Source organism: Salegentibacter echinorum (genome assembly GCF_900129445.1).
Classification (GTDB): Bacteria; Bacteroidota; Bacteroidia; order Flavobacteriales; family Flavobacteriaceae; genus Salegentibacter; species Salegentibacter echinorum.
This window is the reverse complement of record NZ_FQVT01000001.1, coordinates 265,565-290,415: the sequence shown is the minus strand read 5'-3', so window position 1 is coordinate 290,415 and position 24,851 is coordinate 265,565. Positions and strand designations below refer to the sequence as shown.

At 36.8% G+C, this 24,851-nt stretch carries 25 protein-coding genes; 8 read left to right on the top strand and 17 right to left on the bottom strand.

Features of this window, described 5'->3' with window-relative positions:
• Positions 1 to 21 precede the first annotated feature (21 nt).
• The 7 genes from BUA71_RS01380 to BUA71_RS01350 form a co-directional block, all read right to left on the bottom strand.
• The gene (locus BUA71_RS01380) at positions 22 to 1,314 is read right to left on the bottom strand and encodes an ABC transporter permease (RefSeq protein WP_072875971.1); all 1,293 of its coding nucleotides are present in this window, start codon (positions 1,312 to 1,314) and stop codon (positions 22 to 24) included.
• Positions 1,307 to 2,236 (bottom strand): ABC transporter ATP-binding protein, encoded by a 930-nt coding sequence (locus tag BUA71_RS01375; protein WP_072875969.1) that lies wholly within the window; start codon positions 2,234 to 2,236, stop codon positions 1,307 to 1,309. Before BUA71_RS01375 ends, BUA71_RS01380 begins: the two co-directional genes overlap by 8 nt.
• 310 nt (positions 2,237 to 2,546) lie before the next feature.
• Complete coding sequence (gene dnaJ, locus BUA71_RS01370) at positions 2,547 to 3,677, bottom strand: molecular chaperone DnaJ (RefSeq protein ID WP_072875967.1); 1,131 nt, start codon at positions 3,675 to 3,677, stop codon at positions 2,547 to 2,549.
• A 30-nt stretch (positions 3,678 to 3,707) separates the two neighbouring features.
• Entirely contained in the window at positions 3,708 to 4,301 is a 594-nt protein-coding gene (locus BUA71_RS01365; protein WP_072875965.1) for a nucleotide exchange factor GrpE, read from the bottom strand.
• Positions 4,302 to 4,661: 360 nt separating this feature from the next.
• On the bottom strand, positions 4,662 to 5,570 hold the full coding sequence (locus BUA71_RS01360) for a TIGR01777 family oxidoreductase (RefSeq protein ID WP_072875963.1): 909 nt from the start codon (positions 5,568 to 5,570) through the stop codon (positions 4,662 to 4,664).
• A gap of 70 nt (positions 5,571 to 5,640) precedes the next feature.
• Complete coding sequence (gene mnmD, locus BUA71_RS01355) at positions 5,641 to 6,315, bottom strand: tRNA (5-methylaminomethyl-2-thiouridine)(34)-methyltransferase MnmC2 (protein ID WP_072875961.1); 675 nt, start codon at positions 6,313 to 6,315, stop codon at positions 5,641 to 5,643.
• Between the two features lie 5 nt (positions 6,316 to 6,320).
• Positions 6,321 to 6,827 carry a DUF4920 domain-containing protein gene (locus tag BUA71_RS01350; protein WP_072875959.1) on the bottom strand — a complete coding sequence of 169 codons (507 nt, stop codon included), beginning with the start codon at positions 6,825 to 6,827 and terminating at the stop codon, positions 6,321 to 6,323.
• A 291-nt stretch (positions 6,828 to 7,118) separates the two neighbouring features.
• On the opposite strand from BUA71_RS01350, the gene BUA71_RS01345 reads away from it, so the two are divergent.
• On the top strand, positions 7,119 to 8,186 hold the full coding sequence (locus BUA71_RS01345) for a branched-chain amino acid aminotransferase (RefSeq protein WP_072875957.1): 1,068 nt from the start codon (positions 7,119 to 7,121) through the stop codon (positions 8,184 to 8,186).
• Positions 8,187 to 8,258: 72 nt separating this feature from the next.
• Here BUA71_RS01345 and BUA71_RS01340 read toward each other — a convergent pair whose 3' ends face one another.
• Positions 8,259 to 9,293, bottom strand: coding sequence for a Gmad2 immunoglobulin-like domain-containing protein (locus BUA71_RS01340; protein ID WP_139277047.1), 1,035 nt, complete (start codon positions 9,291 to 9,293; stop codon positions 8,259 to 8,261).
• A 518-nt stretch (positions 9,294 to 9,811) separates the two neighbouring features.
• Here BUA71_RS01340 and BUA71_RS01330 point away from each other — a divergent pair.
• Together BUA71_RS01330 and crcB are read left to right on the top strand one after the other, a co-directional pair.
• Positions 9,812 to 10,843: an SRPBCC family protein gene (locus BUA71_RS01330; protein ID WP_072875951.1), complete on the top strand. Its 1,032-nt coding sequence runs from the start codon at positions 9,812 to 9,814 to the stop codon at positions 10,841 to 10,843.
• Positions 10,844 to 10,849: 6 nt separating this feature from the next.
• On the top strand, positions 10,850 to 11,224 hold the full coding sequence (gene crcB, locus BUA71_RS01325; protein ID WP_072875949.1) for a fluoride efflux transporter CrcB: 375 nt from the start codon (positions 10,850 to 10,852) through the stop codon (positions 11,222 to 11,224).
• Between the two features lie 53 nt (positions 11,225 to 11,277).
• On the opposite strand, the gene BUA71_RS01320 is transcribed toward crcB, so the two are convergent.
• From BUA71_RS01320 to BUA71_RS01305, 4 genes are all read right to left on the bottom strand, one after another.
• The gene (locus tag BUA71_RS01320) at positions 11,278 to 11,883 is read right to left on the bottom strand and encodes a DUF1684 domain-containing protein (protein WP_245812532.1); all 606 of its coding nucleotides are present in this window, start codon (positions 11,881 to 11,883) and stop codon (positions 11,278 to 11,280) included.
• The gene (locus BUA71_RS01315; protein WP_072875947.1) at positions 11,867 to 13,291 is read right to left on the bottom strand and encodes an alpha/beta hydrolase family protein; all 1,425 of its coding nucleotides are present in this window, start codon (positions 13,289 to 13,291) and stop codon (positions 11,867 to 11,869) included. The genes BUA71_RS01320 and BUA71_RS01315 overlap by 17 nt, the downstream gene beginning before the upstream one ends.
• Positions 13,292 to 13,466: 175 nt before the next feature.
• Positions 13,467 to 13,664, bottom strand: a complete 198-nt coding sequence (locus BUA71_RS01310; protein ID WP_072875945.1) for a DUF1328 domain-containing protein — start codon at positions 13,662 to 13,664, stop codon at positions 13,467 to 13,469.
• A 473-nt stretch (positions 13,665 to 14,137) separates the two neighbouring features.
• Positions 14,138 to 14,590 (bottom strand): Lrp/AsnC family transcriptional regulator, encoded by a 453-nt coding sequence (locus BUA71_RS01305; RefSeq protein ID WP_072875943.1) that lies wholly within the window; start codon positions 14,588 to 14,590, stop codon positions 14,138 to 14,140.
• Between the two features lie 114 nt (positions 14,591 to 14,704).
• Here BUA71_RS01305 and BUA71_RS01300 point away from each other — a divergent pair, with 114 nt between their 5' ends.
• Complete coding sequence (locus tag BUA71_RS01300) at positions 14,705 to 15,103, top strand: hypothetical protein (protein ID WP_072876837.1); 399 nt, start codon at positions 14,705 to 14,707, stop codon at positions 15,101 to 15,103.
• Between the two features lie 97 nt (positions 15,104 to 15,200).
• Here the strand turns inward: BUA71_RS01300 and BUA71_RS01295 are convergent, their stop codons facing one another.
• Entirely contained in the window at positions 15,201 to 15,839 is a 639-nt protein-coding gene (locus tag BUA71_RS01295) for a MarC family protein (protein ID WP_072876836.1), read from the bottom strand.
• 89 nt (positions 15,840 to 15,928) lie between these two features.
• Between BUA71_RS01295 and BUA71_RS01290 the strand changes: the two genes are divergently transcribed.
• Positions 15,929 to 16,411, top strand: coding sequence for a hypothetical protein (locus BUA71_RS01290; protein ID WP_072875941.1), 483 nt, complete (start codon positions 15,929 to 15,931; stop codon positions 16,409 to 16,411).
• A gap of 95 nt (positions 16,412 to 16,506) precedes the next feature.
• Positions 16,507 to 16,701, top strand: coding sequence for a hypothetical protein (locus BUA71_RS01285; RefSeq protein WP_072875939.1), 195 nt, complete (start codon positions 16,507 to 16,509; stop codon positions 16,699 to 16,701).
• A gap of 11 nt (positions 16,702 to 16,712) precedes the next feature.
• Here BUA71_RS01285 and BUA71_RS01280 read toward each other — a convergent pair whose 3' ends face one another.
• Positions 16,713 to 20,183, bottom strand: a complete 3,471-nt coding sequence (locus BUA71_RS01280; RefSeq protein ID WP_072875937.1) for a methylmalonyl-CoA mutase family protein — start codon at positions 20,181 to 20,183, stop codon at positions 16,713 to 16,715.
• A gap of 541 nt (positions 20,184 to 20,724) precedes the next feature.
• Between BUA71_RS01280 and BUA71_RS01275 the strand changes: the two genes are divergently transcribed.
• Positions 20,725 to 21,423: a DUF4197 domain-containing protein gene (locus BUA71_RS01275; RefSeq protein ID WP_072875935.1), complete on the top strand. Its 699-nt coding sequence runs from the start codon at positions 20,725 to 20,727 to the stop codon at positions 21,421 to 21,423.
• Positions 21,424 to 21,557: 134 nt separating this feature from the next.
• Positions 21,558 to 21,740: a Lacal_2735 family protein gene (locus tag BUA71_RS01270; RefSeq protein WP_072875933.1), complete on the top strand. Its 183-nt coding sequence runs from the start codon at positions 21,558 to 21,560 to the stop codon at positions 21,738 to 21,740.
• Here BUA71_RS01270 and BUA71_RS01265 read toward each other — a convergent pair whose 3' ends face one another.
• The 3 genes from BUA71_RS01265 to prfA all read right to left on the bottom strand — a co-directional run bounded on the left by BUA71_RS01265 (position 21,741) and on the right by prfA (position 24,551).
• Positions 21,741 to 22,514 carry an ABC transporter substrate-binding protein gene (locus BUA71_RS01265; protein ID WP_072875932.1) on the bottom strand — a complete coding sequence of 258 codons (774 nt, stop codon included), beginning with the start codon at positions 22,512 to 22,514 and terminating at the stop codon, positions 21,741 to 21,743. It abuts the gene before it with no gap.
• A 73-nt stretch (positions 22,515 to 22,587) separates the two neighbouring features.
• Positions 22,588 to 23,406, bottom strand: a complete 819-nt coding sequence (gene pyrF / locus BUA71_RS01260) for an orotidine-5'-phosphate decarboxylase (protein WP_072875931.1) — start codon at positions 23,404 to 23,406, stop codon at positions 22,588 to 22,590.
• Between the two features lie 68 nt (positions 23,407 to 23,474).
• Positions 23,475 to 24,551: a peptide chain release factor 1 gene (prfA, locus tag BUA71_RS01255; protein ID WP_072875930.1), complete on the bottom strand. Its 1,077-nt coding sequence runs from the start codon at positions 24,549 to 24,551 to the stop codon at positions 23,475 to 23,477.
• Positions 24,552 to 24,851: the final 300 nt, after the last annotated feature.

Below are 24,851 nucleotides of genomic sequence, written 5' to 3'. Positions count from 1 at the left end.
ATTATTTATCAATTATGTTTTTTAGTATTTAAGCCATTTAAAAAGCTCTTTGTAACTGGCTTTTTTACCATACATAAGAATACCAACCCGGTATATTTTTGCCGCCAGCCAAATTACAGCAAAGTTAGTCAATATTAAAATCCCCAAAGAAATTGCAAGCTCCCACCAGGGAACCCCAAAAGGAATGCGCATAAGCATTACAATAGGTGAGGTAAGCGGAATCATAGAAAAAATTGTGGCAATACTACCGTGCGGATTTTCAATTACCGAGAAAAAACCAACATAAATGCCAAGCATTAAAGGAAGAATTACCGGGAACATAAATTGCTGGGTATCGGTTTCGCTATCTACTGCCGCTCCAATGGCAGCATATATAGCGCTATAGAGAAAATATCCCGAAATAAAATAGATAACAAAAAAAATGATTAAATTGAAAATAGGTAAATTAAGAACATCTACTACAAGTTGCGCAATTTCTGGTTGCACCACCTGTTCTATATTTGCTAATTGATCTTTTTGAACACTAAATAAATCTATCCCCAAAATATAGAAAGAAATTAATGATAAAACGCCACCTAACAGTAACCAAATACTGAATTGAGTTATCCCGGCAAGGGAAGTCCCCAAAACCTTACCCATCATTAATTGAATGGGTTTAACCGAAGAAACAATAATCTCAATAATCCTATTGGTCTTCTCCTCTATCACACTACGCATCACCATATTTCCATAAATTATAATAAACATCATAAGGAGATAACCGGCGGCGCCACCAAAAAACATTTTTATATAATTGGACATTTTTGACGTGCGCTCTCCTGAAAAATTCTGAATTTCAAGCTTTACCTGTCTTCTGGCATCGTCCAGCTCACTCAAATCTACACCTCGTGTCACCAATTCCTGCCGGGTCAACCTATCGGCAATAGTCTTTTCCAGCGTTTGTACCGTGCCAAAACCAGGAGATTCTTTTCCGTAGAAAGCTACATTTTCCATGCCTTTCCCTACATTTTTCGGTATATAAATTAGGCCGTAATAACCTTCATTTCTAACCAGGGTTTTCGCTTCTTCCAAACTTCTATCAGAAAGGTCCAGGTATTGTATTTCTTCAGCATCGATAAATTCAGTAGAAAACATTTCTGTTTCATCATACAAGCCAATAATATGCTGTTCACTACTGTTCAACATACTTAGGTATGCGATTAGTGCAAACATTCCCACCAAAATAAGCGGACTCAAAAAAGTCATGATGATAAAGGTTTTATTCCTTACCCGCGCTAGATATTCCCGCTGAATGATGAGCTTTAAATTACGCATTTTGAGTAACGGTTTTAATGAAAATATCGTTTACTGACGGTATCACCTCTACAAAGTGATTTATTCTGGCTTTTCCTATTAGGTATGTTAAAAGATCATTTTGAGTCTCGTTTTCCTGAAGCTGAATGGTTAATTTTAAATCATCGTTTATACTTTGAAATTTGGCTTTACCCAAAACAAATCGCTCGTTTAGTTCTTTGAGTAGTTCGGTCTCATTTTCGGCTTCCAGACCAACTTCATAGGTATTGGACTTATATTCTCTTTTTATTTCTGAAACTTTTCCATCTAATAATTTGTTCGACTTATGGATTAAAGCCATATAATCACATAACTCTTCAACACTCTCCATACGATGCGTTGAAAATAAGATAGTAGCACCTTCTTCTTTAAGCTGAAGGATTTCGTCTTTAATTAAGCCCGCATTTACAGGATCGAAACCGCTAAAAGGTTCATCAAAAATTAATAACTTAGGTTTGTGTAACACGGTAATGATAAATTGCACCTTTTGCGCCATCCCTTTAGAAAGCTCCTGAATCTTTTTATTCCACCAACCTTCAATATGTAATTTTTTAAACCAATATTCCAGGCGTGCTTTAGCTTCTGCTTTAGATAAGCCTTTTAAACGAGCCAGGTAAAGTGCCTGCTCTCCCACCTTCATAGATTTATACAGTCCGCGTTCCTCGGGAAGGTAACCTATATGTGCAATATCTGAAGGATGCAGCGGTTTTCCATCTAAAAAAACCTGACCTTCATCTGGCATGGTAATTTGGTTTATAATTCTAAGAAGGGTAGTCTTGCCCGCGCCGTTAGGTCCTAAAAGTCCAAAAATACTACCTTTTGGTATGCTAATGGAAACATTGTTGAGTGCGGTAAAACCGCCAAATTTCTTATAAATATTTTCTGCAACCAGGAGGTTTTCCATAAAGTAATAAGGTAATAAATAAGTAGTCTTTCTCTAAAGCTAAATCAAAAGTAAAAAAATAGCCGTGAGCCAATCCTAAGAAAATTATAAAAGCGTTAAAATACTGTATAAAAAAACCGAATTGCAATAAAATTAATAATCCAGGAAAGTTCTTTTTTGCAATTGCTAAAAATATTCCAAATATCTATAAAAACAAAACCCACCCTTAATAGAATTAAGGATGGGAAAAAAATTGCTATGAAAAAGAAAAAATATCACTAAAAGACTTAGTGATAATCAAATATATGAATATTTTCTTAAAACCGGGGTTCTAAGAAAACATATCTTTAACTTTTTCAAAAAATGATTTATCGTTTTTTTTGGGATTTGGCTGGAAGTTGTCGTCCTGAGCCATTCTCTCAAAGAAATCACGTTGTTCTTTATTTAACGTTTTAGGAGTCCAAACATTTACATGAACCAGCAAATCGCCTTTTCCATAACCATTAAGGCTGCCAATTCCTTTTCCTCTTAACCTAAGAATTTTTCCAGATTGTACGCCTTCTTCTACTTTTATACGCACCTTTCCATTCACAGTATAGATCTCCCTGGAAGTTCCCAGAACAGCTTCAGAAAGACTTATATACAAATCGTAGTGAAGATTATTACCTTCTCTTTGCAGGCTTTCATGTTCTTTTTCTGCAATAGCCACCAGGAGATCCCCTGCAACACCATTGCCGGGGGCATCGTTACCTTTTCCGGCAACTTTAAGCTGCATACCTTCTTCAACTCCCGCAGGAATCTTAATGGAAACAGTTTCTTCCTTCTGGATTAATCCGTGTGCATCGGCCTCACCAGGCTTTTTATCTATAATTTGTCCAGAACCGCTACAAGCAGTACAGGGGGAAGCTGTTTGCATTCTTCCTAAAATAGTATTGGTTACCCGGGTTACCTGGCCGGTACCTTTACAGGTGGTACAGGTTTTATAGGTTGTACCGGGCGCCTGGACTTTTCTTTTTACTTTTATCTTTTTCTCGACACCATTGGCGATTTCTTCTAAAGTAAGGTTAACCCTAATTCTTAGATTACTTCCTTTAGCACGTCTTTGGCCACCACCAAAACCGCCACCAAATCCAGAAAAACCTCCACCGCCGCCGAAGCCGCCGCCAAAAATATCTCCAAATTGGCTAAAAATATCGTCCATGTCCATGCCGCCGCCAAAGCCGCCGCCGCCAGCACCACCTTCAAAGGCCTGGTGACCAAAACGGTCATAACGGGCACGCTTATCTTCATTACTTAATACTTCATAAGCCTCTGCCGATTTCTTGAATTTTTCTTCAGCTTCGGTATCTCCTGGGTTCTTATCAGGATGATACTTTAAAGCCATTTTTCGATATGCCTTTTTAATTTCAGCCGCCGAAGCATTTTTACTTATACCTAATATGTCGTAATAATCGTCTTTCATTGTCTATTTTTGCAGATTCTAAAAAAGCTTTTACTTGCCGGTTACCACTTTAGGATAACGAATTATTCTTTCTCCCAGTTTATAACCTGTCTCTACAACATCAACTATCTTGCCTTTAAGTTTATCTTTAGGAGCAGGAACCTGTGTTATGGCCTCGTGAAGTTCAGAATCAAAGGTATCTCCCTCCTTTACTTTCATTGCCTCGAGTCCCTTGCTGTTAAGGGTTTCCCGTAATTTATTGTGAATTAATTCCACCCCTTTAACTAGGTCTTTTTGACCAGATTTCTTCATTTCTTTTAAAGCTCTTTCAAAATCATCTAAGACTGGCAACATGGCGGTCATTACTTCCTGGTTGGCAGTTTTAAATAAATCAAGTCGCTCTTTAGAAGTTCTTCTCTTATAATTTTCAAATTCAGCAAAAAGTCTTAAGAATTTATCCTTTTCTTTACCCAGGTCTTCTTTAAGTTTCTCTTCCTCAGTAAACTCGGCATCCTCTGGTGTTTCTCCCTCTTCTTCTTTTGCTCTCTCTACCTCATCAATAGCTTCATCTATGGTATCTTCTACCTGATTTTTCACTGATTGGTTTTGCTCTTCTTCGGGTATATTGTTTTTATCTTTGCTCATTTTTATGGTATTTTTAATACAATCTCAAGAAAGACAAATTCATTGCCAATTATGGTAAAGTGTCAAAATGTCATTTAACCTGAAGTTCTTGTAAATTAAGTTTTGGGAATGATTGTATAATAATTGAAATTATCCTACTGTACATTTCTATCAACTCAGAGTACAGGCTTAATAATTTTATCAGGACAATATAGTTCTTTCGCTTTCTGCAATCCTTGCCCACAACGTTATGGAAATAACGCACAAAAAATTTATGAAATAAAAAGCCATTAATTACGAACTCTCTTCTGAGATATTTCGTGAATTAATGGCTGTTTTTATTCAGTAAAACTTTAAAGTAGTTTTATTCAAGATATAAATTTAGTTGTCTATAAGATCTTCCAGGGCTTTGGAAAGGTTTAAGTATTGAAAATGATAACCGGCTTCTTCAATTTTATCATTGCTCACTAACTGACTGGACAACACAAGCCTGGACATATCCCCAAGCACCAGTTTTAAAGCTACTTTTGGCACGTTCGGCAACCAAACCGGTTTTCCCATTTGTGAAGCCAAGAAATTCACCATTTCCTTATTGGTGACAGGATTTGGCGCCACTGCATTATACACTCCGGTAAGTTTGTTTTCCACAGCATACATAAAAATCCCTTTAATATCTTCAATATGTATCCAACTTTGCCATTGTTTACCGCTACCAAGAGGAGAACCTACACTAAAATTCACCGGCTCTTTAAGCTTTTGCAGCATTCCGCCGTTTTTAGCTAAGACCAGGCCTATTCGTATTTTAGCAACTTCAATCCCAAGATCTTTAAAATTATCTACGGCTTCTTCCCATTTTACTACTACTTCGCCCACAAAAGAATCATCAACGCCCTGATCTTTTTCAGTATATAATTTCTCTAAAGAACTGGGGTAGACACCTATAGCACTGGCAGAAACAAGGTGCTGCACCTCATTCTTATTTTCCTGCAAACATTTGTAGAGTAAATTAGCAGTCTCTGTGCGACTTTTTATGATCTTTTTTTTCTGTTCATCTGTCCAACGTTCAGCAATACTGGCTCCTACCAAATTAATAATAATATTAACGCCCTCAATAGCTTTTTCGTCTATTTCACCTTCACTGGGATTCCAGTAAAAACCTTTATAATCGGGGTGGTTTTCAATCTTATCTTTGCTGGTAGTTAGATAATGAACATCAATTCCTTTTTCACGACAGGCATTACTAATTTTCGAACCGATTAAACCTGTAGCTCCTGTAATTAGTACACGCATTTTTCTTTACAAGATAACGAGATGTTTAAAGCTTAACTAATCCTTTTTGTAGTTTTAACAACAAAACAACCTAGTTTTTTAATGCTCTTAACATTTCTCGCTTTCCCGGCGGTCCTTCTAGTCTTTCAACGGTAAAACCTGTCTTTTGTAGAGCTCTTCTTACACTGCCTTTTGCCGCATAGGTTACTAAAACAGCTTCTTTGCGCATGGCTCGATACATGGCTGCAAAGATCTCTTCGGTCCATAATTCTGGTTGCACCCTTGCACCGAAAGCATCAAAATAAACGAGATCGTATTTTGCAATATCATCTATTTCTTCAAAGCGTTTTTGCTGTTTAATCAAATTAAAATTTTTAGAAATTTTTTCTAAACTATGCCAGGGTGTTTCGTGCATTTTTTGGAAAATGGGTGCATTATTTTCTGCGGAAAGTAATTTAGGATAGTTTAAAGCCTCAATTTCATTTTTAGCCACCGGATAGGCTTCTACTCCGGTATAATTGATGGATAGCTGATGCTTTTCTGCTTCTAAAAAAGTAATAAATGCATTAAGACCGGTACCAAAGCCAATTTCTAAAATAGCTAACTTATTCTCACTAAAATTATCCAGCCAATAGTCCAGCCCCATTTTAATAAAAACGTGTTTGGCTTCCTGTATGGCGCCGTGTTTGGAATGATATTGCTCGTCCCACTCTGATAGTTGAATGGTCGTAGAGCCGTCGCCGGTTTTAATTATTTTTCTTTCCAATTTCTTTATTCTTTTAAAAGTACCCCGGTTGCAACAAAAGCTCTAGTTAGTTTAGGGGAAGTGATGGCTGCTATTTCTGCCTCGGGTTTTCCCTCGTCTTCAGCATAATGTTTTTGATCTTCCACAGATATTTTATTCAAAAATGCTTTCCCTTCAACAATTACTTCGGTCTCCTCACTGTTTTTCGGCACAAAAAAACCATAATCTTTAAAAGTTACCCGCACATTTTCGCCCTCGGAAAGTTCTAAAATCATCCAACATCCTTTCTTTTTACACACACTTTTAATGCTGGAGGTGAATTTTAAACCTACGCTATCCCCGGGTTTTAAACTATTAAATTCCTGAAGGGCTTCTTTAGCAGATAAGGGGCTTTTCTTATCTATTTCGGCTCCAAAGGCAGTGTAATCTACATTTTCACTCATCGCCGTCTCTTCAGCTGCTTTCTTTGATCCTCTCTCCTGGCAGGAAAAAGCAATAAAAATTAGTGCAAATAATATTACTATTTTTTTCATATTTTTTCAAATCAACATTATTATTTCAGAATAAAAATACACTTACTTTAAGATTAATACAATTCGCAATTGTATTTATATTTAAATGACAAAGAAAGAAACAGAACAGTATATCCAACGAACTTACTCAATAATCGATTTATCCCGTTTTTATCTTATTCCAGAGCTTAACTAGCAACAAACTTAATCTTTTTAAATTATGCTCCTGGCCCTATCCCAGGATAATTTACTGAAATTTTAGATTTTAATTCTGCTTTAATTTAGGTAAATTTGTTAGCTAAATTAATAATAATGAAATACGACGCTAACCAACTAAAGATAACAGAAGTTCAAAAATCTAAAATTGAGGAAATCAATTTTGATAACCTGGTTTTTGGTGAAATTTTCACCGACCATATGTTTACCTGTGATTATGAAGATGGAACCTGGAAAAACCCGGAGATTAAACCTTACGGATCTATTGAATTAGATCCCTCGACAAAAGTATTTCATTATGGCCAGGCCGTTTTTGAAGGGATGAAAGCCTATAAGGACGATAAAGATCAAATCTGGTTATTTAGACCACAGCAAAATTTTGAAAGGATCAACAAATCTGGGGCTAGATTAGCTATGCCAGAATTTCCGAAAGAGTATTTCTTTAAAGGTCTTGAAGAGTTATTAAAATTGGATAAAGAATGGATTAAAAAAGGTTTCGGAAACTCCTTATACATTAGACCGTTTGTAATTGCTACTGAAGAATGCGTGTCTGCCAGTCCTTCAACAAAATATAAATTTATGATTATTTGTTCTCCTGCCCAGGCTTATTACAGCGGCGAGGTGAGGGTGCAATTTTCAGAAAAATACAGCCGGGCGGCTAATGGCGGGGTTGGAGCTGCCAAGGCGGCAGGAAATTATGCCGCGCAATTCTATCCCACTAATTTAGCGCAGGAAGCCGGTTTCCAACAAATAATTTGGACTGATGCCAATACCCACGAATTCCTGGAAGAAGCGGGAACTATGAATATTTTCTTTAGAATTGGCGACAAACTTGTTACCGCGCCCACCAGCGATAGAATCTTAGATGGGGTAACCAGAAAGAGTGTTATAGACCTGGCGAAGGATATGAATATAGAAGTTGAAATAAGACGGGTGAAAGTTGCCGAAATTGTGGATGCTGCAAGAAGCGGAGAATTAAAAGAAATCTTTGGTTCTGGAACTGCTACGGTAATTAACCCAATCGTAGGATTTGGGTATAAAAATGAAAAATTTGAGTTGCCCAAGCTTGAAGATTCCTACGGAAAAGCTTTTAAAGACACGCTAATGAAAATTCAATATAATCAAGCTGAAGATAAATACGGTTGGAGATATCAGGTGAAATAAATAAGTTGTTTTTATAATATTTATAAGTCTCACTGCAAGAAATTTACAGTGAGGCTTTTTTATTTCAAACACTTATTTTGGAGGAAATAATACCGGCCAGGTGTAAACCCTGTCAAATTCGGGCTTACCAGCAGGATTAGCTTTTCTAAATATTATATAGCCACGTTCGTCGCTGGGAGCTTCAAACTCTATGGTACCAAAAAATGGCACAAAATCTTCAGTCATCCATTTATCGGTAGCTTTAATATAGCTTTTCCCTAAACTTTGGTAATCTTTATCTACAATTTCTATAGGCGCATCGGCTTCAAAAAACCAGGTTCCCCGTGCTTTTCCGGTGATTTTTAGTGGTGAACTTACCTCCATATTAGGTAAAGGTTTTTCAATTTCAATCAAATTAGAAAGTTTTGCTCTTTCCATGTCCTCTTCCCTAAAAAAATATAGCGTATTTAGCAAAGCATCTAACCTGGCTTTACTTTTTTGATTTACAGTTCCAGAGTTTACTACCCTATCTTGTGCCAAAGTATCACAATCTTCCATAGGTTTAGATTCTCCCAATTGGGAAATACAGGAAGACTTAAAATCTTTAACTGGATAATGCACAAAAATTCCCGAAGCTTCACTCCATTGCTCCGGTGGCTGATGAAATTTTATGAAATAAGCCCAGGGTTCTCCATTTTCTAAAAGATAGACCCTGGATTCCAATTCATTAATATGAAATGATAATTGAAGATTTCCCGCCCAATCTTTAATCGATTTACTCTTCCCAGAGGGTGCATCTACACCAAAACCTTTTGGAAACATAGCGATATAAGCGAATCCTGGATCTTCGTGAATTTTAAGCGGCAAATCAATCTTAGGATCTTCTAAATAAAAATTAATCACAGGATTATTGCCGGGAAGTTCTCCTTCAAAAGCTTTAAAGTTTGAAGGAAATTCTAAAGCAAACTTCCAGGTTTTATTTTTGTAATGTTTTATTTCATTATTCTTAGTAGTGTCGGGCGCTACCTTATTCTCTTCTGAAGCATTAGTTTTTGCAGCATCGTCTTCTTTAGATTTGCAGGCAATAGAGAAAAGGACGATTAATAAACAACTTACTATAAATTTCATTTTGTTGTAATTTAAATGATTTTGAGGGATTCTACTAATTTTGGCTTCTGAAGAAAAATAAAACTTTATTTTCAATTTTCACAATAACACGACTTAGATTTCAAAACTTCAATATTATTTATACTGCGTATCCTCACCTGCTATTTTACTTTTAAAATAGTCTAATAAGCTCTAAAATCTTAACTTTGCAAAAATTAAAATAACATGTTTAGTACTGGTCAATTAATATTTGCAGGCATATTTTTAATTGCTTTTATAATTGTTATTAGCAGCAGCTACAAAAAAGACTCTGTGCTGCACAAAAAACATTATAAAGGCAGCTTTTTTGTTTTAATTGGCTTTCTTCTATTCTTAGGCCTGCTGTTTATAATTAAAACTACCCTTAATCACTAGCGCACATATAAATCTATCTTATAAAAATATTGTACAAATTTTTAAGTAGGCTCTAAGTGATGTCGTCTAATCTTTAGTAACAAATTATGTTAAATTAAGTATCTTCGCTTTATAAAACAGTACCTATGAAAATTTTTAAATACCTTTTCTTTTTATTATTAATCGTCATTATTGCGGGTTCTATTTATATTGCTACTAAAGATGGGGAGTTTCAAATAGAAGAGACAAAAGTGATTCCTGCCCCGGCAGAAATGGTATTTAATGAAGTAAACGATTTTAAAAACTGGGAAAACTGGGGACCCTGGGCCAGTAAAGATAAAGATATAATTATTGAATATGGAGCAAAAACAAGCGGTGATAGCGCCTTATATTCCTGGAAAAGTTCAAATTTTGAAGACGGTAAAATAAAAACCATTTCTGCAAAACCATTCGCCGAAATCAAGCAGGGATTTTCTTTTGAAACAAGCTTTGGTACAGCTAATAGCGATCTCTATTGGAATTTCGATGAGTTTGAAGAAGGCACCGAAGTCACCTGGGGAATAAAAGGAAAGCAGAATTTTATGGAAAAACTGGCTTTTATCTTTAAAGATGAAACAATCCCGCAAATGATGCGTCCTAAACTTAAACGCGGACTCGAAAAACTGGAAACCGTAATCCTTAATAAAATGGATAAATATACCATTAATGTAGATGGCATCATTAGATACGGTGGCGGCTATTATATGTACACAACTACCGCAAGTAAAATAGGCATGGTAGATCGTAAGATGGCACCCATGTTAAGTGAGATTTCTTCTTATATGGAGGAAAACAATATTGAAAAAAATGGAAATCCTTTTGTACTATACAACGAATGGAATAACGATGCCGGTACTGTTATTTTTTCAGCTGGTTTTTTTACCCCAAGTGAAGTGATCACCCCCGCGAAAAGTGAAGTTTTAACCGGATTTATGCCAAACCAGAAGGTGTTGAAAACAACCTTAAAAGGAGATTATGAAAATTTAAGGGAAGCCTGGAGCATTGCCAGGGATTATTTAGAGAAAAATAATATTGAAATTAAAGAAGACGCGCATAGTTTTGAGGTATATCAAAATTCGCCAAATAAGGTTGCCAATCCTGCTAAGCTTGTTACCCATCTTTATATTCCCGTAAAATAAAAGCCTATGCTTAAACACGCGATTATTGTTTTTCTCGGAGGTGGCTTGGGTAGTGTTTTGCGTTATTTAGTTACCAAAATATTAAACCAGGATGGTTTTGCCATTCCTTTTGGCACATTTGGCGTGAATATTTTAGGCAGTTTAGTTATTGGATTTGTCTTGGGCTTAGCTTCCCGCACCGAAATTTTAAGCTCTAACCTGGTCCTTTTTTTCGTCGTTGGTTTTTGTGGTGGTTTCACTACGTTTTCCAGTTTTGCTATGGAGAATCAAGCGTTTTTACGTTCGGGGGATTATTTAAATTTCTTTCTTTATTGCTTCGGAAGCATTCTTTTAGGAATCCTGGCCGTAATCCTGGGTTTATACCTTTCTAAGTTAGCCTAATCATTTATGGGGACGATTTCAGAAAAAACAATCCTCCACCTATTTTAAAACATTTACTTATAATTTTTAACACCTGCTTTAATCGCGATGTTCATATCATTTTCGGCTGGTGGAATTGGACAGGAATATTTACCGTTATATGCACAGTAAGGGTTGTAAGCCTTATTAAAATCCAGGCTAATAGCAGATTTTGTAGGGATTTTTAAATCTAAATATCGACCGCCCGCGTATGTACTTTCTCCATTCGTGAGATCTGTAAAAGGTAAAAATAAGTGATTATAATATTCAGAATCTAATAAAAGTTCACGGTTTTGGTAAACATTAAGCTTAAAATCCCTCCCCTTTAAAGTAAAATATAATTCCCCATATTTTACATAAACCGGAGTCCTCTCTGTAGTGGTTTGCATAAGGAAAGGAGCTTCTGCCGGAGTTCTCACAAAATTTGCCATTATTTTGTAATCCTCATTAACCTGAAAAAAGTCCAAGGTTTTAAAATTCTTTAGATCCTGACTAGAAAGCGGAGTTTCTTCAGGATTCATGAATTTCTCGTTCATTTCTTTCTGAAATGCAACAGCATCAACCTCCTGCGCCAAACCTAAATTTCCAAGAAACAGCATTATAAAAACTGCAAAACGCCACTGACTATAGTTCGGCTTCAAAATATTTAGCATCTCCCAGGTATTCTTTAATTATTTTGTTGTAGGGTTTACTTAGCTTGAGATCCAGAATTCCTTTGATATCATAAAGTGCTTCCATATCATCAAAACCCGTTTTCAAAAGATCTTCCAGATATAGTAATGCAGTTTCGTGATCCCCATCATGACCGGCAATTTTAATTATATTCAAATAAGCTTCGGGATCTTTTTTAGCGAAAATTGTACGTAAGACGCTCACAAAAATCTTTGCACGGGCAATAACCGGAGCATTCACATAATCGTCATAAAGTTCTTTGCTTAAATCATCTAAAAAGCCCAAAGTCCTGGCCGCCATTCTTGCCTCTTCACCGGTAGCCTTTTTCTTTTTTTGTTCCAGCTCCTGAAATTGCTGTGCCCACCAACCGGTATTTTCAAAATTTGCTGTGGCTACATCGTCTTCTAAATAATAACGGTATTCTTCTCTTTTTTCCTGTTCCCTTCTCGCAGTGCGTCTGTATTCCCTACGCTGTTGTTTAAATGCTTTATTTCTTCTTATCGTCTTAAGCTTATCACGCAATGCGATCTCAAGACTGAGGTCCTCATATTTATCTTCTATCATTTTCAGTTTCTGAAATGCAGCATAATAATTACGGCTACGTCTAAGCCTCTCGGCAAAGGCTACCTCATTTTGGTATAATTCATTAATTAATTTTAGATCATTATTACGTTTCCCACTTCTAATGGCCTGTAAAGTAAATCCCGAGACCGAATTATAGATTACATCGGCAGCCGGCCATTCTACTTTTTCTTCACAGAAATAATAATTTAACTCTGTAGGGTGATCTCTTTCATCCAAATAGCCTACTATTTCCTGTAGAGTAAATTGTGAATTTCTGGAATTGCAGGCAATAGCACTATACATAAACCGGTTAGATTCATTTAGGAGATTAGTGTTAAGCCAGGCGTCTTCTACTGCCAGCACACCGGCAATATTACTGTAAACAAGACTTAATGCCGTGGCCACTTTCCCCCCGGCCCCCAGCCCAACGGTATATACTTGCTGTTTGTCTAAAGGTAGCATTCCCGCCACTTGATTTATAATAGTTCCTACTTTCTTTACATTATTTTGCAGTGAGTCCTGTCTTACATCCACATTTGCCGAGGCAATGATATAAGATTGCTCTTCAGCAATTTGCCTAAAAAGTTGAGCTGTGGGTCTTCCTCTACCCTTTGCATCAAAAACAAAAAGTACCGGCCATTGTTTTTCTATTGTAAAATCCTGAGGTAAATAAAGCGCGAAGGAACTCGCTGTGCTATCTGTTGCAGGAATAGAATCTATAATTCTTCCTTTCGGCAATTTTATTTCCTGCCCTTGAATATTAATAAAGGTAAATAAAAATGTAAATAAAAATAAGCTTAACTTTCTGTTCATATCGCAATAAATCTTTTATAAATATAAGCATTGCATTTAAAAAGGAAGAAATAAAAAAGCCTTCAATTTTATGAAGGCTTTTTAAATAATTCTCAAGTCATTAATATCAATCCAATTTATCAAACTAAGCTCATATTTCCTTACTTAGGTCTAACTTGCACTTTAATACTTTTACTTATTTACTTTTAACGCGCTGCATTTTCATCTTTTTGTCATCAAAAAAAAGGCGGGCCAGTAACGAAACCACTAATAAGTCGGCGAAAATTAGAAATAATATTCTTACCACTTCAATCCCTGCAAAATTTAATCCTGAAAATCCTAATACTCCTGCTAATATTGCTACAGCTAAAAATAACATACTGTGCTTTCTCATAATTCTTTTCTTTTTTACAAATTTAAGCACAGAGTAGTCGCAACTATGCTAACGAAATTACAATTTGCTTTATTTTAACGGCTATATTTTTTAGCACAGGTTTATTAAATGACACTAAGAACCTCACCCTCAAACTTTCAGAAAAATCAGAAGCTTATAATTTACTGACAATAAAAGAGATAGATATATTATATTACAAAACTTTCTATTTGAATTTAAATTTATTCCCGATAATTAGATAAATGATTTTTCAAATATTGGTTAAAGGAATGGCAAAAACATTTCATATTTTAAGTAATCTATCACAATTAATACAAAATGCCGGTTGATCCGAAATATTTAAGAAACCCAATTTTCAAATTCTTAGCGATATAGCTTTAACAACGATGAATCCTCAATAATAATGGTTATAATCATTTTCTCTTTTCTATTTTTCTTTTCCAACTTAAGACTCTCTTCCCCAAATCGAAAAATCACCTTTGTTTTTCGAAATCATCTAAAGGCGCAAATTCCACTACCTGAGATAAGACGATATGGGTTTTTGTTTCTCCGTAGGTAATTAACTTATCAATAAACTCCTCCAAATGTCCCTGATCCCGCAATACCACTTCCATAATAATATTTTCATTTCCGGTGATGCGATAACAATTGTTCACTTCGCTGAATTCTTTTACTTTTTCTAAAAACGGTTTTAATCTACCCATAAACGCCCGCAATGTTATAATCGCTTTGAGTTGATAACCTGTCTTTTGATAAGAAATTTGCGTCTTATACCCACGTATAAGGCCGGCATCTTCCATTTTCTTAACCCGTTCTGCGACAGCCGGTGAACTCAAGCCTATATCTCTTCCAATTTCAGCAAAAGAGTATCTCGCGTTTTCTTGCAAACGCTTTAAAATTGCCCAATTAATATGATCTACTTCCATTTTTAAGGTAATTACCGGTTTATATCTTTAAAATTAAAGCAAAGTACGATTTTGACTTTAATAGTTAAAGATAAAATTGAATTATTCTGTCTAATTTTATATAAAATTTTTATCGTGTCGCAGTCTTTTTCAAATAACGCATATCACTTACCGGTTTATCGTAAAGCCCTCGAAATATTCAAAATAGCGCGCGCAGTGGCGTCCTACTTTGGTGATGGAAAGCACGTTTATGAAATGGATATTTCTTCAAAAAACCAACATCGGTTTGCCGGGAACCTGGTTACTGAATCCCTGCAGCTTGCACCAGGGATTGCTTCTGTGGTAGGTTCTTCTAATCCGCAGTGTAGGCTTCGGCATATTCAAAAACTGCATAAGGCAGCCAGAAACATCAAATTGCAATGTAAAAAAATAGAAATAAGCGGTGTAAAAGAAATTGAGTTTCTACACCTGCTTCGAAAAGAGATTCATATTTTCGATAAAATGACTTCGGAATGGATGTCTCAATATAAATAGGGAAGTTTTTTATTTCACTAATGTGCGGTATTGACACAAGATCGCTACAAGAAAAAAGACTAAACTCTAACTAACTGATAATCCTGCTTTTTTTAAATTAAGGCATTTCAGTAAGGATAAGATCTTCAAAAAACGCTAATTGAATTCCCTGAATAAGCATGTTAGTCCCAATAATTGCGATGATCAAGCCCATTATCTTCTCGATCACTATGATTTTATTTTGTCCAATAAAACGTACCAAATAATCGCTGGAGATAAAAGCAAGATGATTGAGGCTCATAATTAAAGCAAACATCGCGACAATAACCCCCATTTCTAAATAGCTGGCAGTCGTAGTATAGTTCATCGCAGTAACAATTGTTCCTGGACCGGCCAAAATAGGAATAGCCAAAGGTGAGATAGAAATGCCCTCATTGAAATCAATTTCGGTTTGATTATCAATACTGGATTGCTGCGCCCGTATCATTTCAAATCCTACAAAAAATACCAGAATACCACCGGTTATTTTAAATGCAGGAATCGTCAAGCCAAAAAGTTCAAAAATATACTTGCCCAGCAGTATAAATCCTGTTACGATTATAAAAGCTGTAAAAGTGGCCTTTTTTGCAATAAACTTTTTACGTTTGCCATCTGCTTGCTTGGTAAGACTTAAAAAAATAGGAATATTCCCCACGGGATTGTTAATCGCGAAGAAAGCAGTGAAAGCGCCTATTGCATAAACCCAAATATTTTCCATAGATTTATCTCTTTGGCAGTTTTTAGAAGCCGCAAAATTAATCTGAAATTTAGACTGCGGCAACAAAAAAAGTAAAATTTTAACGCTATATGAAAAATGTAAATTTTAGGAAAGAACCTCTCTACCAAAAGGCAGAAGAAATCTTACAAATGGTACATAGAATTGTCGATTTAATTCCTGAAGACGACGAAATGTTAAAAAGTACCGGAGGCTTTATGATGGACGACGCCCTTAGGCTACCGGCGAAAATTGCCGGAGCTATGGGAGCCGATTTATATGATCTACAAATGGAAAATGCCGCAATAATTCGTAAGAGTGCGCGTGATATTTATGTGTCTTGTAATCACTTTTTTGCTGCCAACTTTAAAGAAACGGAATACTTGCATCTACTGCGAGAAACAATTGAAGAATTTAGAATTCTTTTTGCTGAATGGGTCAAAACTTTCGACCCGTGGAATTATATCATCGATAGATGGGGTTTATTCAATCCGCCAGGAGTAAATTATGACGATAAAGACCCCGATGATGATATCCCATTCGATAATCCATTTAATACCGATGATCCTGAATAGGATTTTTAAAGTAGCGCTTTAACAAGGTAGTTCTAGCGACAGAATTTCAATCTTATTTCATTTTTTCGGAATAAATGATTTGCACGTATTTCAAAATGCTAAAAGCTTCAAAAAATATTGGAAACAAAAAAAATCCCGATGTCGCTCTGCTCATCGGGGTAAGGGATTCGCTCACTATTACAAAGCAAAAAGCTCCAGAGAACATTGGAACAGGAAAAGATCCCGATGTCGCTCCGCGCTTCGGGATAAGCGATTCGCACACTATTGCAAAGCGAAAAGCTTTGCAATAGTGGCTCTCTGCTTACATATTTCTTCTATACTGTCCGCCTACCTCGAACATGGCCTGGGTGATTTGACCCAAAGAACAAACTTTCGTGGCTTCCATCAATTCTTCAAAAATATTTTCATTTTGAATTGATGCCTTTTTAATGCGTTCTAAAGCTTCTTCGGCAGAATCTTCTTTGGCCTTATGCAAGGTATTCAAAGTTCTTAACTGGTGTTGTTTCTCTTTTTCCGTCGCTCTAATTACTTCCCCCGGAGTTACCGTTGGAGAACCTGTAGAACTTAAAAAGGTGTTCACTCCAATTATAGGATAATCGCCGTTGTGTTTTAAAGTTTCATAATGCAAGCTTTCCTCCTGGATTTTCCCACGCTGGTACATTGTTTCCATCGCGCCAAGTACACCACCTCTTTCGGTGATCCTATCAAACTCGGTTAACACGGCTTCTTCAACCAGATCGGTTAATTCTTCTATGATAAATGAACCCTGAATAGGATTTTCGTTCTTAGCAAGCCCTAATTCCTTATTAATGATTAACTGAATAGCCATTGCCCTTCTTACAGATGCTTCTGTAGGCGTGGTAATCGCTTCATCGTAAGCATTGGTATGTAAGGAATTACAATTGTCATAAATGGCGTATAGCGCCTGCAGGGTAGTCCTAATATCATTAAAATCAATTTCCTGGGCATGAAGCGACCTTCCGGAAGTTTGAATATGATATTTCAACATCTGTGCTCTTGGATTGGCACCGTATTTATGTTTTAAAGCTTTAGACCAAACTTTCCTGGCAACCCTACCTATTACGGCATATTCGGGATCAATTCCGTTAGAAAAGAAAAAGGAGAGGTTAGGACCAAATTTATTAATATCCATTCCTCTACTTAAATAATATTCTACGTAGGTAAAGCCATTGGCCAGCGTAAAGGCGAGTTGCGTAATAGGATTGGCACCGGCTTCGGCAATGTGATAGCCTGAAATGGAAACCGAATAAAAATTCCTTACCTTTTCTTTAATAAAATACTCCTGCACATCGCCCATCAAACGCAAGGCGAATTCCGTAGAAAAAATACAGGTGTTTTGCGCCTGGTCTTCTTTCAAAATATCGGCTTGTACCGTTCCCCGCACTACATTAATAGTGTTTTCTTTAATTCTATTGTACTCTTTTTGTGGCAATACCTGATCTCCGGTAACTCCCAGAAGCATTAATCCGAGTCCGTTATTTCCTTCCGGTAAATCTCCCTGATAAATAGGACGTTCAATATCCCGGTCGTCATAAAGTTCCTTTAGTTTAGCTTCAACCTTATCTTCAAGTTGATGTTCTGTAATGTATTTTTCACATTGCTGGTCTATCGCAGCATTCATAAAAAAACCGAGCAACATAGGCGCAGGACCATTAATGGTCATACTTACTGAAGTCATTTTATCGGCAAGATCAAATCCTGAATATAATTTCTTAGCATCGTCCAAACAGCAAATAGAAACCCCTGAATTCCCTATTTTTCCGTAGATATCTGGGCGTTCGTCTGGATCATTCCCATAAAGGGTAACCGAATCGAAAGCGGTAGAAAGCCTTTTTGCAGGCAGTCCCATACTTACGTAATGAAAACGTCTATTGGTACGCTCTGGCCCGCCTTCCCCGGCAAACATCCGGGTAGGATCTTCACCCTGGCGTTTAAAGGGATAGAGCCCTGCGGTGTATGGAAATTCCCCGGGAACATTTTCCTGTAAACACCATTTTAAAATGTCGCCCCAGGCTTTGTATTTTGGCAGGGAAACTTTAGGAATTTGAGTGTGGGACAATGACTCGGTATGCGTGTCTATCTTTATTTCTTTATCCCTTACTTTAAATGAATAAACCGGTTCTACATACTTAGTCACCTTTTCCTGCCAGGCCTGGATCATTTCCCAGTTATAAGGATCTAAATCCATCTTCACCCGGTCGAATTCAGCAAAAAGCAATTTTAGAAAATCTTTTTGCGATGCTTCAGCATACTCATAAATTTCATCCTGATTTAAGCCGTTTTTATCTAAATATTGTTCCTGTTTATCGGTTAGGTCTAATCCCGAAACCGATTCTATGGTTTTAAAAACACCGTAGAGTTTTTGAGCAACCTCGGCTTGTTTTGTTGCTTTCTCGTCATAACTTCTGTTATTTTCGGCAATTTCTGAAAGATAGCGGGTTCTTTTTGGCGGGATCACAAAGATTTTCTCGCTCATTTCCGCAGAAATTTCAAAAGTAGAATTTAGGTCACTATCAGTTTTTTCAGCAATCTTATCCATTATTTGACGATACAGCGTGTTCATACCGGGATCGTTAAACTGAGATGCGATGGTGCCAAAAACCGGTAATTTCTCTGCATCTTCATGGAATAACAGATGATTGCGCTGGTACTGTTTTTTCACATCACGCAAAGCATCCTGGGCACCGCGTTTATCAAATTTATTAATGGCCACTAAATCGGCAAAATCGAGCATATCGATCTTTTCAAGTTGGGTAGCGGCACCAAATTCAGGAGTCATCACATATAGAGCAACATCAGAATGATCCATAATTTCAGTATCACTCTGCCCTATCCCAGATGTCTCTAAAATAATAAGATCATAACCGGCGATTTTCAAGACCTCAACGGCTTCGGCTACGTATTTAGAAAGCGCCAGGTTAGATTGCCTTGTAGCCAGGGAACGCATATACACCCGTTCGTTGTTGATGGAATTCATTCTAATTCGGTCTCCCAAAAGCGCGCCACCGGTTTTCCGTTTAGAAGGATCTACTGACACAATCCCAATATTTTTCTCCGGAAAATCACTTAAAAACCGACGTACCAATTCATCTACCAAACTGGATTTTCCGGAACCGCCAGTTCCAGTAATTCCTAATACGGGACAAGCCCCTCCCGACCTCCCCAAGGGGGAGGAGTTAAAGTTAAATTCTTTAGCTATTTTCTGGTATTCTTCCTGATTATTTTCTGCAATACTTATTAATCTTGCAATCGTGTTGACGTCTTTATTCTTAAGCCCGTCTTCCACTCCCTTCCCTTTGGGAAGGGTTGGGGATGGGCTTTCCGCTCTTTTCACCATATCATTAATCATACCCTGCAACCCCATTTCCCGGCCATCGTCTGGAGAATAAATCCTGGTGATTCCATAATCCATTAACTCCTTTATTTCCTCCGGAAGGATTACGCCGCCGCCGCCGCCAAAAATAGCAATATGACCTGCGTTTTTCTCCTGAAGCAGATCGTACATATATTTAAAATATTCGGTATGCCCGCCCTGATATGAAGTCATGGCAATTGCCTGTGCATCTTCCTGAATGGCGCAATTCACAACTTCTTCTACACTTCTATCGTGACCAAGATGAATCACCTCTACGCCGGTAGCCTGAATTATTCGACGCATGATATTTATTGCCGCATCGTGACCATCAAAAAGGGAGGCAGCGGTTACAATTCGTATTTTATTTTTAGGGGTATATGGTTTTTGTTGTTCCATTATTAATTATCTCTGAATTTTGAAGCTGCAATTTACGAAAATCGCAACCAAGTATTAAATTTTAAAAATTTTTATGATGATTTTATAGATCGGAAACAGGTGAAGATTAAAGAATCAATTCCGATTGATAGCGGAACTTTTCTCTTCTAATGAATAAATTAGTTCTGCTAAATTAGAATTCACTATGCAAAATAATAACATTCTAAATAATTATAGAATTAAATAATTCATAGAAAAACTTCTCGACTGCGCTCGAAGTGACATTATAATTAACTAAAATACAATGTCTTATGTAAGGTCGAGCGCAGTCGAGACCTCACTGATTTAAAAATTGGTAATTTCAGCTGAATCAAAAAAATTAATTATAACGTTTTGGACTCCATTGATGCCAAACCATATCCTGCCGCTGTGTAATTTTGAAATTTATATCTTTGACGCAAAACACCGGCAAGATGCTGAGTAAAAAATAGCAACTTAAAAGGAATATGTTCCATCCTGCAGCTATTTATTCAATTTAAAGCCTTAAAATATAAATAAACCGATGAAAAAGATTATTCTCTTTGTTAGCGTACTCGTACTTTCTTCCTGTGCCGAGTTACAAACTATCGCCCAAAATTATCCGCAAGCGGGACTTAGTAATGACCAAATAGCTTCAGGTTTACGCCAGGCACTCGATATGGGAATTGAAAAACAAGTGACAAAATTAACCGAAGAGAATGGTTTCTATCGCAATGAATTAGTGAGAATTAGTCTTCCACCAGAGTTGCAAAAAGTAGATAAAACTTTACGCGATGTAGGGCTTAGTAGTTTGGCAGATGAAGGCTTAAAGGTTTTAAACCGGGCGGCAGAATCTGCAGTGAAAGAAGCAACACCTATTTTTGTAAGTGCGGTAAAAGGAATTAATTTTAACGATGCCCGTAATATTTTAACCGGCCCAAATGATGCTGCTACAAAATATCTAACCAATAAGACAGAAACTCAACTTTACGACAAATTCAATCCTGTAGTGACTAACTCTTTAGAAAGAGTGGGCGCGACTCAAATTTGGAGTAATATTATTCAGAAATACAATAGTTTACCTCTTACTTCTCGCGTTAATCCCGACTTAGCTGACTATGTAACCAATGAAGCATTAAAGGGTGTTTATACTATGATCGCTGTGGAAGAAAAGGAGATAAGGGAGAAAGTTTCTGCAAGAACTACCAGTCTCCTACGCAAGGTTTTTGCCCTACAGGATTAATTTTCAGCATTAATTCATTAATTTTTTAACAATAGATGATATCATATTCAGATTTTTAGTTCAACCTTAACGCATACTTAGCAAAGGTTTTTGCTAAGTTCGCCTATCTTTGCGTCAAAGACTAAAACTAAATTATGTTTAAAATCTTTGAATCTAAAACTAAAGAAGAATGCATGTGCGATAAATACACGCACCTTATGCATAAGGCTTACAAATTGGCATTATACGATAAAGAAGAAAGTGACCGATTGAACGCGAGAGCGAAAAAAATCATGCGGGAGCTGCGAAGAATGGAATATAGCGAGATTGAATATTGACTAATCCCGTAATTTTTTAAAATAATCCATTGCTCCGGCCAGGCGTGAGCCATACCAGCTAAAATATTCTCCATCAACTAGCATAATCTCAGCATCTACTTCAGAGAAATATGTTTTATGTTTCTCCTGAAATGGAAACGGCTCTGAAGACAATAACAGTAAATCGGGATTTTTTTCTTTTACTTCCTTTAAAGTTGTTGCAGGGTATCTACTTTCCTTAAAGACATTTTCAAAATTATTCAGACTTAATAATTTATCTACAAACGTATCTTTTCCAACCACCATAAGCGGTTTTTTCCAAATAAAGTAAGCTACTTTTTTAATAGGTTTTCCTGAAAGGCTTTCCTGCAAAACTTTCATTTTTCGCTTTATAGTAGTGATCATGGTTTTTGCTAAAGCTTCTTTTTTAAATATTTCGCCATACTGACGCATTAAGCTGAAAGCATCTCCTATTTCAATAATATCTGAAACATGTACCGGTGCTATTTTCTCCAATGCAAGCACCATTTCTTTGGTGTTTTCTTCTTTATTGCAAAGAATTAAATCTGGGTTTAAAGTTTTTATTTTTTCCAGGTGTACCTCTTTTGTTCCACCAACCACTTTTTTGACTTCCCGAAGTTGTTTGGGATGCACACAAAATTTGGTAATACCCACTAATTCTTCTTCCAGGCCCAGGTCTATAAGAAGTTCCGTCTGACTTGGCACCAGGGAAACAATCCTTTTTGGTGTTGCCGAAAGTTGGATTTTACGTCCTAATTGATCTGTGATTGTCATAGAAAATATAATATAAAGACAGGGTTACTCTAAGAAATATCTTAGAACCCGCAACTAAATCCACAAAATAAGATTACAACTGCCTTAACTCCTCGGCCATTTGTTGTTGCAGGACTTCGGCTTTTGCGCCGGCAATTTCATCAAAATTTGAAGATTCTGAAGCATAAATAATTTTTCGGGAAGAATTCACCAACAAACCTACATCTTTGGTCATTCCATACTTACATACATCTTCCAACTTACCACCTTGTGCGCCAACGCCCGGCACTAGTAGAAAATTTTCAGGAATTATTTCGCGAATCTCCTTTAAATATTCTGCCCTGGTTGCACCAACTACATACATTAAACGCTCGGCATTTTCCCAGGTTTTAGAAGTCCTAATAACTTTTTTATAAAGTTCTTCTCCGTCTATTTTTTGCGTTTGAAAATCGGCAGATCCCTCATTGGAAGTTAGCGCAAGTAGGATAGCATGGCGATTTTCAATTTCCAAAAAGGGTTCTACAGAATCTTTGCCCATATAAGGCGCTACGGTCACCGAATCGAACCCCAGATCATTTAAAAATGTTTTTGCATACATTCGGGAAGTATTACCAATATCACCGCGCTTGGCATCGGCGATAGTGTACATCTCGGGAAACTCGTCGTGAATATAATTTATGGTTTTTTCTAAAGCTTTCCATCCTTCTACACCATTGGCTTCGTAAAAAGCGATATTGGGTTTATAAGCCACGCAAAACCGGTTTGTAGCATCGATTATAGCTTTATTGAAAGCAAAAATAGGATCATCTTCAGATAATAGATAGGTGGGGATCCTATCTATATCTACATCAAGGCCCACACATAAAAAAGAGTTTTTCTTTAAAATTTGTTCGGTTAGTTCTTTTGAAGACATCGTTATTTGCTTTCTCGGGTTTATAAATTATCAATAAAAAACCCCCGCCGAAGCGGAGGTAAATGTTTTTAAAATAAATCGGAATTTTCTTTTAACTTCTCGGTATTCTCGACTAGCTGCAGCTCGTCAATTATCTTTTGAATATCACCATTTATGATATTGGAAAGATCATACAAAGTTAGGTTGATCCTGTGATCTGTAACCCTTCCCTGGGAATAATTATAGGTTCTAATTTTCGCGCTACGATCCCCGCTGGATACCATAGAATTCCTTTTTGCGGCATCGGCTTCCTGTTTCTTGGCGAGTTCCATTTCATATAAACGCGAACGTAAAACCCTAAAGGCTTTATCTTTGTTTTTATGTTGGGACTTTTGATCCTGGCATTGCGCCACCAATCCTGTAGGCTCGTGGGTTAATCGCACTGCAGAGTATGTGGTGTTTACAGATTGTCCTCCGGGCCCTGAAGAGCAGAAGTAGTCTATACGCACATCATTTGGGTCTATTTCCACATCAAACTCTTCCGCTTCCGGCAATACCATAACTGTAGCTGCCGAGGTATGTACCCTACCCTGGGTTTCTGTTTGCGGTACTCGCTGTACCCTATGTACGCCCGCTTCAAACTTCATGGTTCCATAAACATCTTCACCGGAAACTTCAAAAATCATCTCTTTAAATCCGCCGCTGGTCCCTTCACTGTAATCTACAATATTGTGTTTCCAGCCTTTACTTTCTACATACTTAGTGTACATTCTATAAAGGTCGCCGGCAAAAATACTGGCTTCATCACCACCGGTACCTGCCCTAATTTCCACCACCACATTTTTAGCGTCGTCTGGATCTTTAGGCACCAACATCATCCTAATTTTTTCTTCCAGTTTTGGCAATTCCTCTTTGGCTTCTTCCAATTGAAGTTTTGCCATCTCGGTCATTTCGGCATCGCTGCCATCGGCGATAATTTCCTCGGCTTCTTCAATATTATTGGTGAGTTCCATATAAAACTCACGCACATCCATTAAAGCCCTTAAATCTTTATATTCCTTGTTTAATTCTATATATCGTTTTTGATCGGCTATGATATCTGGTTGAATTATCAAATCATTTACCTCATCAAAACGCTGCTTTACTATATTAAGCTTATCTATCATATAATGGTACTGCTGTTAGAAAAACAAATTTACGATATTTTGGTTGAAATATAAGATCGAAAAATAAATTGTAAATTTAAACAGTTATCAACTTTCCATTTATGCATAAAATACGAGCAGTTTTCTATTTTTACAGGCAGTTTTTCCTAGCGTCCTTGCTACTTAATTTCCTGTTTTTATTTCTGGGGAATCCTGCCGTTTTTATCATTCTCTTTAAACTTGTCATCATAGGATTAATCTATTATATCTACAAAAACAATTATAAGCATCTGCTTTATTTTTACCAAAATCTGGCTTTAA